Origin of the sequence: Nonomuraea polychroma, assembly GCF_004011505.1 — a bacterium.
Taxonomy (GTDB): Bacteria; Actinomycetota; Actinomycetes; order Streptosporangiales; family Streptosporangiaceae; genus Nonomuraea; species Nonomuraea polychroma.
In genome coordinates, this window is sequence record NZ_SAUN01000001.1 from 4,425,132 (window position 1) to 4,441,748 (window position 16,617).

Sequence of the window (16,617 nt, forward strand, 5' to 3'; positions counted from 1 at the left end):
CCACTTCGGCCTCTTGTCGCCGAATGTTCCTCCATGCCCGCACCACACCCGCCCGCATTCCGCCGCCGCGCGCGGTTGAACTCGCCTGCCACAGCGACAAGGTTCCAGGTATTCAGATAAAACCGAAACCCGGCGCTACCCCAAAATTTCTTTCCGTTCCAGGGGTTGCCAGACTCCCGACACGCGCGTAAGCGGCGAATCTGAATTCGATGGAAACATCGTGCTACGCTCCTGCGTCGCCAGGGATTCTTGATTTTGACGGCGATTCCGCTTTTCTCCTGGCCTTTACCCAACGATGCTTCAACAACTGACGGGGTCATGGTGAAGGTGAATTATCGATTGCGGGCGCGGTCGGCATTCCGGGTCCACCGGCGGCTGGGCACCTCGTTGTGCCTCGTGACCGCGCTGGTCCTCGGGCCGGCGGGCGTGGCGGCGGGCACGGCGAGCGCGGCGGGCACGGCGAGCGCCGCAGGGCGCGGCGCCCGCGCTCCCGAGACCGAGGTGCTGACCTGGGAGCGCGACCAGTTCGGTCAGCTGGGGGACGACTCCACAGACCACGGCAACCTGCCGGTGACGGCGCTGCTTCCCGACCGCACGACGATCACACAGATCAGCGGAGGCTACGGGTTCACCGTGGCGCTGGCCTCGGACGGGCAGGTGTGGGCCTGGGGCGAAAATCTCAACGGCCAGCTCGGGGACGGCACCACGAACAGCAGCCCCGTACCGGTCCGGGTGGCCCTGCCGGCCGGCACCACCGTCACCGCCATCGCCACCGGCGACGACCACACCCTGGCACTGACCTCCACCGGGAGCCTGCTGGCCTGGGGGTACAACGACTTCGGCCAGGTCGGAGACGGGACCACCATCGACAGAAACGCCCCGGTCCCGGTCGCCTTGAGAGCCGGCACCACGATCACGGCGATCGGCGCCGGCGCCGGGCACAGCCTGGCGGTGACCTCGACCGGGCGCGTGCTGAGCTGGGGATACAACAACACGGGCCAGCTGGGGATCGGCGACACCACCGGCAGCAGCCGGCCGGCGGAGGTGCCCCTGCCCGCCGATGTCACGATCACCGCGGTGGCCGGCGGCTCGGCCCACAGCCTGGCGCTGACGTCCACCGGGGAGATGTGGTCGTGGGGGTTCAACGTCCGCGGCGAGCTGGGCAACGACTCCACCGCCCAGAGCAACGTCCCGGTTCAGGTGAACCTGCCGGCCGGGACCACGGTCACCGCCATCTCGGCAGGCCATGGCTGGTTCAGCCTGGCGCTGCAATCCGATGGGCAGTTGCTCGCCTGGGGCGACAACGCCTACGGCCAGCTCGGCAACGGCACCACCACCCAGAGCAACGTCCCGATCCAGGTCGACCTGACCGACGGCACCACCTTCACTCAGATCGCCGCCGGCGAAGACCACACCGTGGCGCTGACGTCCGAGGGACGCGTGCTGACCTGGGGATACAACCGCTACGGCCGGCTCGGCGACGGCACCGACGTCAACAGCAGCCTGCCCGCCGAGGTAGAGCTGCCAGCCGACGTCACGGTCCAGGCCATAGGGTCCGGCTCATCCAACGCCATGGCCATCGTTCCCCTCGCACTCGAACAGACCACGACCACGCTGTCGGCCTCACCGGAAACACAGGCGCACGGCCGGCCGGTGACACTGACACCCGACGTGGCATGCCCGGCCGGAACCGCAACGGGGGCCGTCGTCTTCACCGCGAACGGCACCGAACTGGGCACCGCCACCCTTGTGGACGGCCGCGCCACGCTCACGGTCGCCTCTCTCGCCCCCGGTCGGCACACCATCATGGCCACGTACGGAGGTGACGACGCATGCGCCCCATCAGCCTCGGAGCTGGTGACGGTGACGATCACGGCTGCGACCGGCAACGCCAACCCCGACCCCGACACCAGCCCCACGCCTGGGCATCAGGACATGGGCCACCCGAAAAAACCGACATCGTATGCGCATTGCCCAGCAGGGGGTGCGACCAGCACCAGCAGCAACAGCAGCACGCGCATCGCCACCGTGGTGAACGGCCGCGCCACAGTCGCCGTCCGCACACACAAGGTAGGCCCGCACACCATCCGCGCCCACACTGGCGGAAGCGCCACCTGCACCCCCTCCGCCTCAGCCGCGCGACCGTCGTCGTAGGCCGACACCGCCCTCCCAGCGGGGCGAACACCAGCGCGTGCCCGTTAGCCGTGCACGGGCCGGGGTAGCCGCGATCGGTAGGCGAGGAAGGGGGGACGTCGTGCGCACTCATGACGTCGATTCGCTGGTGACTACGGCGGCAGGGCATCCGTGGACCAGGACCGTACGCGTGCTCGGCACAGGCGCCGCAGCCGGTGCCACCATCCAGTATCTGTTCGACCCTGAGTGTGGGCGAAGCCGCCGGGCCAAGGTCCGTGACCAGGCCGCGCACGCCGTTCACGAGTTCACGTACGGCGTGGGCCGCGTGGGCCGCGATCTACGCAACCGGTCACGCGGAATCGCCGCGCAGACCCGCTTCCGGCTGACCGGCCGTTCCGCGGACGACCGGATCCTGCACGAACGCGTGCGAGCAGAGCTCGGTCGTTACCTGACGCATCCGCATGCCGTACACGTGAGCGTGGACGACCACGTGGCCCGGTTGGAAGGCGACGTCCTCAGCGGCGAGGAGCGACCGGCAGAACGCGCGGTCCGCCGCATCCCCGGCGTGAAGGCCGTCGATGCGAGGTGGAAGGTGCACCGAGCTCCGTCGGATCTGCCCCAGCTCCAGGGTCCTGGCCGCGTCCGCCCGCCCGCCCCCGAGTTGCTCCATCAGCACTGGGCGCCGTCCGCCAGGTTCGTCACCGGCACGGCCGCCGCCGCCCTGTGGGTCCTTGCCCGCAGATCCCGTCCCGCGATCGCCTGGCTCCTGCGCGGTATGGGGGTCACGCTCGCCGTCCGCGCCGCCACGAACCTTCCGCTACGCCGGCTGACCGGCATCAATGCCGGCCGGCGTGCCATCGATGTCAACCGCGCCATCTCGATCGCGGCGCCCCCCGAGGACATCTGGCCGCTGATCAGTGACTACTCCGTCTTCGCGACGTTCATGCCCGATGTGCGCGAGGTCCGGCGCTCCGCCGACGGCCTCCGTTCGCACTGGGAGATCACCGGCCCCGCCGGTCGGCTCATCCGGCTCGACGCCATCGAGACCAGCCGTGAGGAGGGCAAGCACATCGCGTGGAAATCCGCCGAAGGCCGGCTGATCGCCCACGCCGGGACGGTGCGGCTGACGCCCGAAGAAAACGGCAGGACGCGCGTGCAGGTGCAGATGTCCTACAACCCGGTGGTGGGTGCGGCCGGCCATGCGATCGCGCGACTGCTGGGCGCGGATCCGGCGACGAAGCTCAAGGAGGACTTGATGCGGCTCAAGTCGTACGTGGAGAGCCGGCGCCGGCTCGCCGGCGAGCCCACGGCCGAAGCGGCACATGCCGCCGCCCCTCATCCGGCGTCGTAGCCAGCCACGACCCGCTTCGGGGTCTTGTGCCGCCAGGCGCGCTCGACGAGCTCTTGAACACGCTCCTCCGGCACTTTGGCGAGATCGATCCGCAGACCGGCCCAGATCCTCGTGCCGGCGGCACGCCAGATGCTTGGCCGGTCGTGGGGGACCGACTCGGCGAGTTGGCTGGTCCGTATCATGGTCATCTCCATGGGCGGACAACTCCGAACTGGACAAGCTCGCCGTACGTCTCCGGCTTGACCGGCTGGAGGGCAAGATCGAGCAGGGCGGCCGCGGCCTCGGCGGGGCTCTGGGCCTCGTTCATGTTGTCGAACCATGGACGCGAGGCGTCCGTGTCCACCAGGCCAGGACAGACGGCGGCCAGCAGCGTACCGGCGGCCACGTCCGCCTCGCGCCGCTCTCGAGCCAGGACCCGGACGGCGGCGACCTGGCCGACCTTGGACGGGATGTTGATCCAGTCGGGCCACCCCCTCCTGCTCGGCCGTCCGGTTGAGTACGGCGTCGCGCCATGCGGTCATGACCGTGTCCACGTCGGCGAGGGTCATCGCGTCGGTGCCGAAGCGCTCGTGCAGGCCGGCGGGGAGGCTGCGCAGCGTGCCGAAGTCGCTGGCCACGACCAGTAAGCGGCCGCCTGGACGCAGGATGGGCGCGAACGCGCGCAGCATCCGGGTCGTGCCCAGGTTGTTCGTCTCGACGAGCGGGCCGACCAGTTCGCTCCAGGGCGTGTCGGGCGTCAGGCGAGCGGCGGCGTTGGAGAAGACGATGTCCACTCCCCCGTGGCTCCCGCTCAGCTCCTGGGCGAATCCGGTGACCGAGTCCTCATCCCGTACGTCGAGCGTGTGGGTACGGATCCGGGCGACGGTCGTGTCGAGGCGGCTCGCGGCCTGTTGGATCCGGTCCCGGTCACGTCCGGTGAGATAGACGATGTCCTCCGGCCCGAGACGCTGGGCCAGTCCCTCGACCAAGGCGTATCCGAGGCCTTGGTTGGCCCCGGTGACAACGGCGATTCGGCTCACGGGCCCAGCGTAGATCGTCAGCACCCGTCTCAGCGGGTCAGCGCACGATCACAACGTCGGCGCCACAGCGCCATCGCAGATGTGGACGGTGGTCGCCCGAACAGGAATCACGTCATGAAAGTTTCACAGGCAGTTGACGCGGGGAAAGCGCTTTCCTACTGTGGCGTCGTTTCATCGATGTTTCCATGCTTTGCCCGGGCAGGGACACAAGGCGATCTTGTCGGCGGTTTCGTGCGCTGGAACACGCGCCTGCGCCGCCGTACCGACACCATGGGAGATGGATCATGCGCCTGAAAGGCGTCCTCGTGTGCTCCGGCCTGTTGGCCGGGACGTTCGTCGCACTGTCACAACCCGCCGCGCATGCCGCGCCGACGCGGTACGAGGCCGAAAGCTCGCCCGCGGTCTGCACCGGCACCATCGACAGCAACCACTCCGGATACTCGGGCAGCGGATTCTGCAACGGCAACAACGCCACCGGCGCCTACGCCGAGTTCACCGTCAACGCCGGCACAGCCGGGACGGCGACTCTCGGCGTGCGGTTCGCCAACGGGACCACGAGTGCCCGGACCGCCGACCTGATCGTCAACGGCTCGACCGTCCAAAGTGTCTCGTTCGAGGCCACCGGCGCCTGGAACACCTGGGTCACCAAGACGCTCACCGTGTCGCTGAGGTCGGGCAGCAACACCATCCGGCTCAACCCGACCACCTCGAACGGCCTGGCCAACATCGACTACATCGACGTCGAAGCGGGCGGCACAACACCCCCGCCATCAGGGAGCACGCTCTATGTGGCGCCGAACGGCAGCGACAGCGCAGCCGGGACGGAGTCGAGCCCGACGACACTCGCCTCGGCGATCACCCGCATCGCTCCCGGCGGGACGATCCTCATGCGCGGCGGGCGCTACAACTACTCGCAGACGATCACCATCGCGGCGGGCAACAACGGCACCTCCAGCGCCCGCAAGAAGCTGTCCGCCTACCCGGGTGAGACCCCGGTACTGAACTTCTCGGCCCAGAGCGAGGCCTCGGCGAACCGCGGGCTTGCCGTGAACGGGTCGTTCTGGCACGTCTATGGCATCGTCGTCGAGCGCGCCGGCGACAACGGGATCTTCGTCGGCGGCCACAACAACATCTTCGAGCGCACGGTGACGCGCTTCAACCGCGACACCGGGCTGCAACTGTCGCGGATGACCTCCACCACCCCCCGCGACCAGTGGCCGTCCAACAACCTCGTCCTGAGCGCGGTGTCGCACGACAACGCCGACTCCGACGGCGAGGACGCCGACGGCTTCGCCGCGAAGCTCACTTCCGGCCCCGGCAACGTCTTCCGCTACGCCGTGGCGCACAACAACATCGACGACGGCTGGGACCTCTACACCTATGCTGACGAGGGACCCATCGGCGCGGTGACCATCGAGGACTCCCTCTCCTACGAGAACGGCACCCTCAGCGACGGCACCCAGAACACCGCCGGTGACCGCAACGGCTACAAGCTCGGCGGCGAGGACGTGCCGGTCAACCACGTCATCCGGCGCAACTTCGCCTACGACAACGGCAAGCACGGATTCACCTACAACAGGAACCCCGGCACGATGACCGTGTCGAACAACGTCAGCATCGACAACACCGAGCGCAACTTCTCCTTCGACGCCGGCAGCTCGGTGTTCCGCAACAACACCTCGTGCCGCAGCAGCAGCGGGACCAACGACAGGATCGTCGGTGACGCCGACGGCACGAACCAGTTCTGGTCCGGCTCGAACGGGTCCCGGTGCTCCTCCTACACCGGCTCCCTGGGCTGGTCCTTCGCCGCGGACGGCCGCCTCGTCGTGACCTTCGGCGGCAGGGTGGTGACGCCGTAGCAGCCCCCGCCGCCGGGCGGTGGTGCCCACCACCGGCACCCCAGCCCGGCGGCCAGGTCATCACGTCGCGCAAGCCTATAGCGCGCACGGTGGGCGCAAGATCGGGGAATCCTGCGCCAAGGTGACCATCAAGGCCGTGAACTCCGGCACCGCGATGCGCAGGCTGGCCCACGCTTACAGCGCCGCCGACGCTGACCTGATCGACGAGGTGTTCGCCTCGTTTTCTCCAATTTCTGATGCGCCATGTAGAAGTACGGCCGGCAGCTTCGACTCTCTGGTGAGCGGGCCCAATGGGGGCGTCGCCAGGACCAGGAGGCGAAGCACGATGACCAAGGTCACGGCACAGATGTCGGTGTCGCTGGACGGCTTCTATGCCGGCGCACAGCACCTCGGCGACGGGAACTGGATCGACTCGGCGGAGGCCGCGGGCTTCTTCCGGATCACCCGCTGGGTGACCGACGCCATGGCCTGGCGCGAACGGCAGGGCTTTGCCGGTGGTGAGCAGGACACGAACTCCGACATCATCGCCGAGTCGTTCCAGGCGGCCGGCGCGTACGTCATGGGCCGGCGCATGGCGGACGGCGGTGAGGGGCCGTGGGGGGACAACCCGCCCTTCCGCGCGCCGGTCTTCGTCGTGACGCACCGCCCGCGGCAGACCCTGGTACGCCAGGGCGGCACCAGCTTCACCTACGTCACCGACGGCATAGCCAGTGCCGTGGAACAGGCCCGCGCGGCGGCGAACGGCAAGGACGTCGCCGTCGCCGGAGGCGGCAGGCTGGTACGCCAGGTACTCAAGGCGGGGCTGCTGGACGAGCTGGAACTCCATGTCGTCCCGGTCGTGCTCGGCACCGGGATGCGGCTGCTCGACGCCGACCTCGACCTGGCCGGCAAGGAGGCCATCGAACTGACACCGACCAGGGTCGTCCACACCCCGCACGTCACGCACCTGCGTTACACCGTCAACGGTCGTAGCGCCCTCGTGCTCGACGACCGTGGCAGCGGCACCGGGAGCGTGGCGGGGCGCGTAACGGATCCGGCCGCCTGAGACGCCGGCGCTCCGGCATCCGCGCGATCAGCTCATTCGGGCGTCCCGCGGGATGTGATCTTCGACCACAGCCACGCAGCGTGCCCGAGCGCCTGGTCGAACCGGTAGTACAGCCGCGGCGGCACGTGCGGGAGCAGCGCCGAGTGCCGCTGGGCGAGCAGGGCGAGCAGCTGTTCCGAGGGGAGGTTGACGTAGCGCGGGAGGCTCTCGTACCAGCGGGCGCTGTTGCGGGCGGCCTTCTGCGTGGGCCGGATCCCGGCCTGGCGCTCCCGCTCGTAGAACTCGAGTGCGGGCTCGAGCCGCGGCTTGGCGTGCAGTGCGTGGACGAGGAAGGCGGCGTCCCCGAGCGCGAGTGCGGTGCCCGCGCCGACGGAGTAGTGGGTGGTGTGCGCGGCGTCCCCGACGAGGACGAGGTTGCCGTGGTGCCACCTTTCGTTGGTCAGCGTGCGGAAGTTCAGCCAGCGGGCGCTCTCGCCGGCGTTGTCCTGGCCGACCAGCGAGTGACCGTCGAGGACGTCGGCGAAGAGCTTCTCCAGGAGGGCCAAGCTGTCGGCCTCGTTCGCCTGGTCGAACCCGAGCCCCGCCCACGTCTCGGGTGAGCACTCGATGACGCACGTGCTGCGCTCCTTGCTGTATCGGTAGCCGTAACACCAGATCCAGCCGTGCGGAGTGTCAGCGAAGGCGAAGGTGAAGGAGTCGAACACCTTGGTGGTGCCGAGCCAGAGGTAGACGTTGCGGCCGACCGTGACCTTGGTGCCGAAACGGTCGGCGTGGCGCTCGCGCAGCGCGCTGTTGACGCCGTCGCCGGCGACGATCAGGTCCGCGCCGGCCAGCTGCTCCTCGCTGGTGATCTCGCGTTCGTACTCGATGCGGACGCCGAGGGAGCGGGCCCTGTCGGCGAGGATGGCGAGCAGCCGGCTCCGGCTGACGCCGAAGCCCGAATCCCAGTGCTCGACCAGGCACGGCGGGCGGTCGTGGACGTGCGCCACCCAGGTGTCCCAGCGGACCGAGTCGTCGCCGATGGCACGCGCGGACTCGGGGTCGGCAGCGTGAAGATTGTCGTAGAGCTCTTCCCAGTAGGTCACACCCCAGCCATACGTGGAGCCTTCGGGATAGCGCTCGTAGACGGTGATGTCATGGGACGGGTCGGCCCGTTTCATCAGGACCGCGAAATACAGGCTGGCGGGTCCGCCGCCTACGCAGCCAACCTTCACACGAGCCCCCCATGTGACGCAATGCATTCAGTCTGATACATAGAGTAGCAGGCGGGCATGGCCGTGAGGTCTACCCCGGTAAGAGCGCCTTGTCGTGCCGACACCAGAAGGTACGTGCGCGCATTGCCCAGGTGCTGATCCCCTGGGGCACGGCCGTTCAGCCCCTCCTCCACCCCGGTCAAGCGCACCGCGCTGGGACGGATCAAGCACGAGGGCGCCACGGTCACCGAAGCCCGCGGCCGGATCGTCGCCTACACCGGCGACGACCAGGACGGCAATCGGAACCTGACGCTCAGCGGCGGACCGCGATGGCGAGCAGTGCCGCGCCCGCGCCGGACGGTGGCGCCTCCGGGCGCCACACGGCGCGGAACCACCTGCGCAACAGGGCCGGCTCGGCGTCGAGCGGCACCGCGACGAGCCGGCCGTCCTCAAGCTCACCGCGTACGACGAGGCGGCTGAGCACCGTAGGCGCCTCCCCCGCGGCGACCGCAGCCTTGATCGCGGCCGTGGAGCCGAGCTCGGCGGCAGGCGGAGCCGGCTCCCGCACGCGGCTCAGCACCCCCCACACCGCGTCACGTGTCCCCGAACCGGGCTCCCGCATGATCAGGGGTGTGCCGGCCAGCGTGGCCATGGACAGCCGGCCGCGCCGCCGCGCCCACGGGTGTCCCGGAGCCACCACCGCGACCAGTTCGTCCGACTCGACCACCCGGCTGCGCAGACCGCGAGGGACGCCGGGCCCCTCGACGAAGCCGAGATCCGCCGAGCCGCCCTGCACCAGGGCCGCGACATGCTCCGAGTTGCCGACCTGCAGGGCCACCCGCACGTCGGGCGAGCGGGCTCGCAAGGCGACGAGCCATCCTGGGACGCGATGGTCCGCGATCGTCATCGACGCGGCGACGCGCAGCCTCCCGGTGCCCTCCGCGTGGAGCGCGGTGACGCCGTCGACGAGCGCCCGAGCCGCGTCCAGGACCGGCAGCGCCCAGGTCACCACGGCCGCACCCGCGGTCGTCAGCCGCGAGCCGGTGGGCCCGCGCTCCAGCAGGACCAGCCGCAGCCGGCGCTCCAGCGTGCTGATCCGCATGCTGGCCGCCGGCTGGCTGATCCCGTGCCGCTGCGCGGCCTGACCGAGGCTTCCCGTCTCCGCGACCGCCACCAGCAGGTCGAGGACGTCCAGGTCCGGGGTTTCCGGCGGCAGTGGCATAAGCACAGCTTATGAGGTCCTCGCGATTAGGTCTCTACCGAGGCGGCCGACCAGGGCTGATCGTGGTGTCACACGGACAACCGGACGTCGCCGAAGGAGATGACGTGGTACGCCGAGGTGTCGTTCCCGGTCTCGCGCTCACCGTCGCGCTCGCGGCTGTCGCGATGGCGCTGGGTTCGCTCGTCCCGGTGGCCGGCGGCCCGGTGTTCGGGATCCTGACCGGTATGGTCGCGTCCTGGGCGCTGCGCCGCCGGGCGCCGGCGATCCTCGAGCGCTGCCGTCCGGGATCGGCCGTGGCGAGCCGGCACGTGCTCCAGGCGGCGATCGTGGTCATGGGGCTGGGGCTGCCGTTGACGGAGGTGCTGGGAGTCGGCGGTGCGGCGCTCCCGGTCACAGTGGGCACGCTCGGCATCGCCCTCGGCGGTGCGTGGCTGATCGGCGGACTGCTGCGGGTGCACCCCGAGACGCGCCTGCTCATCGGCGTGGGCACCGGCATTTGCGGCGCGTCCGCGATCGCTGCCGTCGCCGCCGTCGTGCGCCCGTCCCAGGAGCGCGTGGCCCAGGCCATGGGCACGATCTTCGCTTTCAACGTGCTCGCCGTCCTGGTCTATCCGATGCTGGGCCGCCTCCTCGGGCTGTCGCCGCAGGGCTTCGGGTTGTGGGCGGGTACGGCGATCAACGACACGTCATCGGTCGTGGCCGCCGCGTACTCGTTCGGGACCGAGGCCGGCCGGCACGCCGTCGTGGTGAAGCTGGCGCGCAGCCTGATGATCGTGCCGATCTGCCTGGCCCTTGCCACGTGGCGGCACCGGGCGGGCGGCCACGGAGCCGCCCCGCGCCCGTCCGCCCGGCGGGCCGGCATCCTGCGCGTGTTCCCGCTGTTCATCGTGGGGTTCGTGGCCGCTTCGGCCGTTGCCGCCACTGGCGTGATCCCGGCGTCCTGGCTCCCGGCACTGTCGTGGGCCGGCACCTTTTCGATCACCATGGCCCTCGCCGGGATCGGCCTCACCCTGGATCCTGCCGGGATCCGCCGCTCGGGCGCGCGCTCCCTTCTGCTGGGCGGTCTGCTCAGCGCCGGCGTCGGCGCCACCGGCCTGCTCCTGCAGTCCTTCGTCGGCCGGCTGTGACCAGACCTGGGGTTCTCGGAAGTCCGTCACGGGAAGCCGTCTGTTGTGACCGGGCCGCTGCACCTGCGCGGCATCGCGCTTCCGGCGGAGGAGGCCGTCGAGTTCTGGATCAGGGACGGCCTGCTGACGGATGAGCCGGTGCCGGGAGCCGCGACCGTCGTGGACGGCGGCTGGCTGGTGCCTGGCCTCGTGGACGCCCACACCCATCCCGGCGCCGAGCAGCCGGGCGACCCGCTCGATGCGGACCTGCTGCGGCGACACGGCAGGGAGCATCTGGCGGCGGGCGTGACGCTGCTGCGCGTGCCCGGTTCGGCGGATCGCCTGCCGGGATGGTTCGGCACCGAGCCGGACCTGCCGCGGGTGGTGTCCGCCGGCCGCTGGCTGGGCCTGCCCGGCATGTTCTACGACGGCTGGGTACGGCACGTCGGCGAGGCGGAGCTGGCCGACGCGGCTGTCGAGGAGACGCTCGCCTCCGGCGCCTGGTGCAAGATCTACGCCGACTGGGTGGTCGACGAAGCCGGGCTGGACGGTCCCCGCCTGCCAGCCGACCGGCTTGCCGAGGCCACCCGGCGGGTGCACGCCGTCGGAGGGCGGGTCGCCGTGCACGCGCAGACGGCCGAGGGCGCCAGGGTGGCGGTCGAGGCAGGGGTGGACAGCCTGGAACACGGCCTCGGGTTGGAAGCCGCTCTGCTGGATCGGATGGCGGCCCAGGGCACGGCGCTCGTGCCGACGTTCACCGTCTGGCGCACCTTCGAACGCGTCGCTCGCGCCTCGCGCTCGGCCCGCTTCCGCGACTGGTTCCGCACCGCGCACGCCCGGCTGGGACCGCTGGTGTCGGCCGCGTACGAGGCGGGCGTGACGGTCCTGGCCGGGACCGACAGCTACGGGACGCCCGTGCTCCCGCACGGCTGCGTGAGCGGCGAGGTTCGCCACCTGGCGGCCGCGCCGATGCCCGCGGAGGCGGCGATCGGCGCGGCATCGTGGACCGCACGGTCCTTTCTGGGGTTTCCTCTGCTGAAGCCGGGAGCGGCCGCCGACGTCGTGGCCTACCACCAGGACCCCCGTACCGACCTGAGAGTTCTCGAACATCCCGCGCGCGTCATCCATCGTGGCCGGGTCGTGAGGTAGGGAGAGCTCCCGCCCTGCTCGGCCCGCGCCGCCGTCTCGGAGCGGCCCTCACCTCCATCGACCAGGTCCGCCGGCACCCGAGCGCGTGTCTCACCCGGCGACCGCAGGCCGAGCTCATGACATCGGATCAATGTGCGCGTGCAATGAGTCCTCGCTGCTAAATGCAGCGGATCCACTGCATCTACGCAAAATACATCGGATGTCAACTCTTGTTACGTGTCCATTTCGGTGCTATCTCCTTGGGCGACGTTCCTTGTGATCGGAGGATTCCGTGGCTCACCCCCCAAGGCGGCGATTCAGCGCCAGTCTGATGGTCGCGTTAAGCCTGGCAGCGGGCCTTTCAGCCCCTGCATTCGCGCAATCAGGCGGCCAGGCGCCGACCGGCTCAGGCCGGACACCCGATGACTTGACGCTCTGGTACGACAAGCCCGCCACAGACTGGGAGACGCAGGCGCTGCCCATCGGCAACGGCCCTCTGGGCGCGATGGTGTTCGGGGGCGTGGCGTCGGAGCAGATCCAGTTCAACGAGAAGACCTTGTGGACCGGCGGCCCCGGCTCCCCGGGCTACGACTTCGGCAACTGGAAGACGCCGCGGCCCGGCGCCATCGCGGCGGTGCAGCAGCAGATCGACCGTGACGGCAAGATGGCGCCGAACGACGTGGCCGCCAGGCTGGGCCAGCCCAAGACAGGCTTCGGCGCGTACCAGACCTTCGGCGACCTGCACCTGGACTTCGCCGGCGCGCCGCAGGACGCCGCCGGCTACCGCCGCGAGTTGAGCCTGCGCGAGGCCGTCGCCCGGGTGGGCTACACCGCCGACGGGGTCCGCTACGAGCGTGAATACTTCGCCAGCAACCCCGGCAACGTGATCGTCGGCCGGCTCGCCGCCGACCAGGGCGGCAAGGTGTCGTTCACGCTGCGCCACACCTCGCCGCGCAACGACAAGACGGTCACCGCCGCCGGCGGCCGGCTCACCATCCGCGGCCGGCTCAGCAACAACACCATGACGTTCGAGGCCCAGGTGCAGGTGATCGCTCACGGCGGCACCCGTACCGACGCCGGAGACAAGATCACCGTCACCGGCGCCGACAGCGCCGTGTTCGTGCTCTCGGCCGGCACCGACTACGCCGACACCTACCCCACCTACCGGGGCGACAACCCGCACGCCAAGGTCACCGCCGCGGTGGACGCCGCCGCCGCGAAGGGCTACGACCAGCTCAAGGCCGCGCACGTCGCCGACTACCGCAAGCTGTTCGACCGGGTGAAGCTCGACCTCGGCCAGACCGCGCCGACGATCCCCACCGACCGGTTGCGCAAGAACTACACCGGAGGCACCTCGGCGGACGACCGCGCGCTGGAGGCGCTGTTCTTCGCCTACGGCCGCTACCTGCTCATCTCCTCCTCCCGGGAGAACGACCTGCTGCCGGCCAACCTGCAGGGCGTCTGGAACAAGTCCACCAGCCCGCCCTGGTCGGCCGACTACCACGTCAACATCAACCTCCAGATGAACTACTGGCTCGCCGAGCAGACCAACCTGCACGAGACCACGACGCCGTACGACCGCTACATCGCGGCCCTGGTCGCGCCGGGCCGCAAGACCGCCCAGGACATGTACGGCGCGCGCGGCTGGGTGGTCAACAACGAGACCAACCCCTTCGGCTTCACCGGCGTGCACGACTGGGCCACCGCTTTCTGGTTCCCCGAGGCCGCCGCCTGGACCACCCAGCACCTCTACGACAGCTACCGCTTCACCGGCGACGTGGACTACCTGCGCGAGACCGCGTACCCGGTGATCAAGGGCGCGGCGGAGTTCTGGCTGGACTTCCTGCACACCGACCCGCGCGACGGCAAGCTGGTGGTCTCCCCGAGCTACTCCCCCGAGCACGGCGACTTCTCCGCGGGCGCGTCGATGTCCCAGCAGATCGTCCGGGAGGTGTTCACCAACGCCCTGGCCGCCGCCAAGAAGCTGAACGTGGACGAGGACTTCCAGGCCGAGGTGAACGCCGCCCTGGCCAAGCTCGACCCGGGCCTGCGCATCGGCTCCTGGGGCCAGCTCCAGGAATGGAAGAGCGACTGGGACTCCAAGACCGACACCCACCGGCACGTCTCCCACCTGTACGCCCTCCACCCGGGCAACCAGATCACCCCCGGCACCCCGGAGGCCGAGGCGGCCAGGATCTCGCTGACCGCGCGGGGCGACGGCGGCACCGGCTGGAGCAAGGCCTGGAAGATCAACTTCTGGGCGCGGCTGCTGGACGGCGACCACGCGCACAAGATGCTCGCCGAACAGCTCAAGGGCTCCACGCTGGACAACCTGTGGGACACCCACCCGCCGTTCCAGATCGACGGCAACTTCGGCGCCACCTCCGGCATCGCCGAGATGCTGGTGCAGAGCCAGCACGACGTGGTGCACGTGCTGCCCGCCCTGCCCTCCGCCTGGAGGGACGGCTCGGTGTCCGGCCTGCGCGCCCGCGGCGACGTCACCGTGGACGCCGCCTGGAAGGACGGCGCGCCCCGCACCGTCACCGTGCGCCCGGCCAGGACCGGCCCGATCAAGGTCAGGTCGCCGTTCATCGCCGGCCGCTACCGCGTCTACGACGAGCAGGGCCACGAGGTCGGCCCGCACCGCGACGGTGACACCCTGAGCTGGGACGCTCGCGCGGGCAAGGCGTACACGATCCAGAACGAGGCGGCCGTCGCCCTGGAGACGCCCGACACGGCCAGGCCGGACACCGCCTTCGAAGCCCGGGTCACGGTCACCGCCACCGGCCGGCGGGCGGTGCCCGCCGCGGACGTGACGCTCGCCGTACCGCAAGGGTGGACCGTCGAGCCGGCCACCCGTCACGTGGCGGCCGCGGCGCCGGGCGAGACGCGCACCGCCGCCTTCACCGTCACGCCCGGACCGGCCGGCGGCTCGCGCCGCGCGGTGCTGTCCACGGCGGTCACCGGCGACTCCTGGAAGGGCGCGGCCTCGGCCGTGCTCGCCATGGAACCCTGTGCCCCGCCCGCGAGCGGCTCGGTCCTGGTCGCCTGGGACCCGCAGGAAGGCGCCACGGTCGCCGACGCCTCAGGCAACGGGCGCGACGCCACCGTCACCGGCGGCACCGCCGCCTACGACGCCACGGCCCCATCGGGCAGCGGACTCGTCCTCGACGGCAACACCTTCCTGACCACCGCGGACACCACGCTCGGCCTCATACGCGAGGCGACGTTCGCCGCCGAGGTCAAGATTGCGGGCAGCGGCTACCGCCGGCTGTTCGACTCCCAGCGGTCCGGTGACCCCGGCACCGACGGCGTGCTCATCGACGTGACCCCGAGCAACACGCTGCGCTTCATCGGCGCGGGCACGAACGTCACCCTGAACACCGCCCTGCCCACCGGCCGCTGGATCGACCTCGTGGTCACCCTGGACCGCAGCGGCGCCCTCACCGTCTACGTGGACGGCCAGCGCAAGGCCACCGGTCAGGCCACCTCCGACGGCATCACCGGCTGCACCTCCCGCCCGCTGCGTTTCGGCGCCGACCAGGGCGGCGGCCAGCGACTCAGCGGTGGGGTGGACAGGGCGGCCATCATCGCCAGGACGCTGACCGCCGACGAGGTGAAGAACTGGCGGCAGCTCGCCTTCTGACCCCTTCCACGCCGGATCGCGGCGTGCGTCCGGAGCCGGATGGGAACCCGCATCCGGCTCCGTAAGACGGGGCCGCATCGCCGCACCTCGCCGAGAAACGCCCCTCTGACCTGTCCATATAGTGGCCGCCGGTGCACCATGCACAGCCGGTGTGTGGGCGCGGCGCGGCATTCGGCACAGCCGGGCGGAAGGGGGGCGGTCCCGGTCAATCCGCGCAGAGCTGGGCACGCAGGGTGTCGTGGGCCCAGCGCTCGAACCGGTCGGGCGTCCAGCCGCGGTTGCGGACGAACAACAGGTAGACATCCGGGCTGAGCACGCCGTAGAGGAGATCGGCGGCGTGCTCCGCCGGCACGTCCGGGCGCGCCCCCGGCTTGCCCATCAGGCTCTGCGCCGCGGCCGTCGAGACGATGTGGCGCGGGTCCTCTCCGCTCGGCCACATCTCCGCGACCTCCGGATCCGTGGCCTCGGCGATCTCCAGCACCTTGACCATCGGGGACACCCGCTCCAGCACGGCCCGCGTGCCCGACACGTGCTGCCGCAGGTGCTCCTGGGCCGTGGCCGTGGCCAGGGCCTCGCGGAACCAGGGCCGGTCCATGGTCGCCATGGGGAGGTCGTCGCCCGCGATCGTGACGTCGACGAGATCCTTGAGCAGCCGGCGCTTGTTGCCGAACACGAAGTAGACCGTCTGCACCGCCACGCCCGCCTTGTCGGCGATCTGCTGCAGCATGGTCGCGCCGTAGCCCTGCGTCACGAACAGGTCCCCCGCGGCCTCCAGGATGCGCCGCCGGGTCTCTGCGGACTTCTGCGCCTTCTTGCCGGGCTTCTTGCCATCGCTCACGCGAGCAAGATTAACCCAACTCTAGAGGCAGACTATGAGAACGTGTTCGCCGGTCAGCCCTCCGGGGGGTACGTCCG

At 70.4% G+C, this 16,617-nt stretch carries 11 protein-coding genes and 1 pseudogene; 8 read left to right on the plus strand and 4 right to left on the minus strand.

From position 1 onward, the window contains the following. Positions 1–318: 318 nt before the first annotated feature. Positions 319–2,154, plus strand: a complete 1,836-nt coding sequence (locus tag EDD27_RS20245) for an RCC1 domain-containing protein (RefSeq protein ID WP_127933799.1) — start codon at positions 319–321, stop codon at positions 2,152–2,154. A 100-nt stretch (positions 2,155–2,254) separates the two neighbouring features. Next, the gene (locus EDD27_RS20250) at positions 2,255–3,484 is read left to right on the plus strand and encodes an SRPBCC family protein (RefSeq protein WP_127933800.1); all 1,230 of its coding nucleotides are present in this window, start codon (positions 2,255–2,257) and stop codon (positions 3,482–3,484) included. Here EDD27_RS20250 and EDD27_RS20260 read toward each other — a convergent pair. Then, a complete protein-coding gene (locus EDD27_RS20260; RefSeq protein WP_206641536.1) occupies positions 3,469–4,503 on the minus strand; it encodes an SDR family NAD(P)-dependent oxidoreductase in 1,035 nt (344 codons plus the stop codon). The genes EDD27_RS20250 and EDD27_RS20260 overlap by 16 nt on opposite strands. Before the next feature lie 284 nt (positions 4,504–4,787). On the opposite strand from EDD27_RS20260, the gene EDD27_RS20265 reads away from it, so the two are divergent. Together EDD27_RS20265 and EDD27_RS20270 are read left to right on the plus strand one after the other, a co-directional pair. Further along, entirely contained in the window at positions 4,788–6,362 is a 1,575-nt protein-coding gene (locus tag EDD27_RS20265) for a carbohydrate-binding protein (protein ID WP_127933802.1), read from the plus strand. A gap of 121 nt (positions 6,363–6,483) precedes the next feature. Next, positions 6,484–7,407, plus strand: a complete 924-nt coding sequence (locus EDD27_RS20270; protein WP_206641537.1) for a dihydrofolate reductase family protein — start codon at positions 6,484–6,486, stop codon at positions 7,405–7,407. 32 nt (positions 7,408–7,439) lie between these two features. On the opposite strand, the gene EDD27_RS20275 is transcribed toward EDD27_RS20270, so the two are convergent. Next, positions 7,440–8,567 (minus strand): FAD-dependent monooxygenase, encoded by a 1,128-nt coding sequence (locus tag EDD27_RS20275; RefSeq protein ID WP_241564154.1) that lies wholly within the window; start codon positions 8,565–8,567, stop codon positions 7,440–7,442. A gap of 219 nt (positions 8,568–8,786) precedes the next feature. On the opposite strand from EDD27_RS20275, the pseudogene EDD27_RS20280 reads away from it, so the two are divergent. After that, a pseudogene (locus EDD27_RS20280) lies at positions 8,787–8,885 on the plus strand (alkaline phosphatase PhoX); the annotation flags it as partial. A 28-nt stretch (positions 8,886–8,913) separates the two neighbouring features. Here EDD27_RS20280 and EDD27_RS20285 read toward each other — a convergent pair. Continuing rightward, complete coding sequence (locus EDD27_RS20285) at positions 8,914–9,822, minus strand: LysR family transcriptional regulator (RefSeq protein ID WP_127933804.1); 909 nt, start codon at positions 9,820–9,822, stop codon at positions 8,914–8,916. A gap of 104 nt (positions 9,823–9,926) precedes the next feature. Between EDD27_RS20285 and EDD27_RS20290 the strand changes: the two genes are divergently transcribed. From EDD27_RS20290 to EDD27_RS20300, 3 genes are all read left to right on the plus strand, one after another. Continuing rightward, positions 9,927–10,949 (plus strand): YeiH family protein, encoded by a 1,023-nt coding sequence (locus EDD27_RS20290; RefSeq protein ID WP_206641538.1) that lies wholly within the window; start codon positions 9,927–9,929, stop codon positions 10,947–10,949. 45 nt (positions 10,950–10,994) lie between these two features. After that, complete coding sequence (locus EDD27_RS20295; RefSeq protein WP_206641539.1) at positions 10,995–12,077, plus strand: amidohydrolase family protein; 1,083 nt, start codon at positions 10,995–10,997, stop codon at positions 12,075–12,077. Positions 12,078–12,483: 406 nt separating this feature from the next. Continuing rightward, positions 12,484–15,702: a glycosyl hydrolase family 95 catalytic domain-containing protein gene (locus EDD27_RS20300; protein WP_206641540.1), complete on the plus strand. Its 3,219-nt coding sequence runs from the start codon at positions 12,484–12,486 to the stop codon at positions 15,700–15,702. 205 nt (positions 15,703–15,907) lie between these two features. On the opposite strand, the gene EDD27_RS20305 is transcribed toward EDD27_RS20300, so the two are convergent. Next, positions 15,908–16,540, minus strand: a complete 633-nt coding sequence (locus EDD27_RS20305; protein WP_127933807.1) for a TetR/AcrR family transcriptional regulator — start codon at positions 16,538–16,540, stop codon at positions 15,908–15,910. Between the last annotated feature and the right edge of the window lie 77 nt (positions 16,541–16,617).

Excerpts from the sequence above, each read along its gene's own strand:
- EDD27_RS20265 (WP_127933802.1), top strand. The coding sequence starts at position 4,788 with ATGCGCCTGAAAGGCGTCCTCGTGTGCTCCGGCCTGTTGGCCGGGACG.
- EDD27_RS20245 (WP_127933799.1), top strand. The coding sequence starts at position 319 with ATGGTGAAGGTGAATTATCGATTGCGGGCGCGGTCGGCATTCCGGGTC.
- EDD27_RS20285 (WP_127933804.1), bottom strand. The coding sequence starts at position 9,822 with ATGCCACTGCCGCCGGAAACCCCGGACCTGGACGTCCTCGACCTGCTG.
- EDD27_RS20275 (WP_241564154.1), bottom strand. The coding sequence starts at position 8,567 with ATGAAACGGGCCGACCCGTCCCATGACATCACCGTCTACGAGCGCTAT.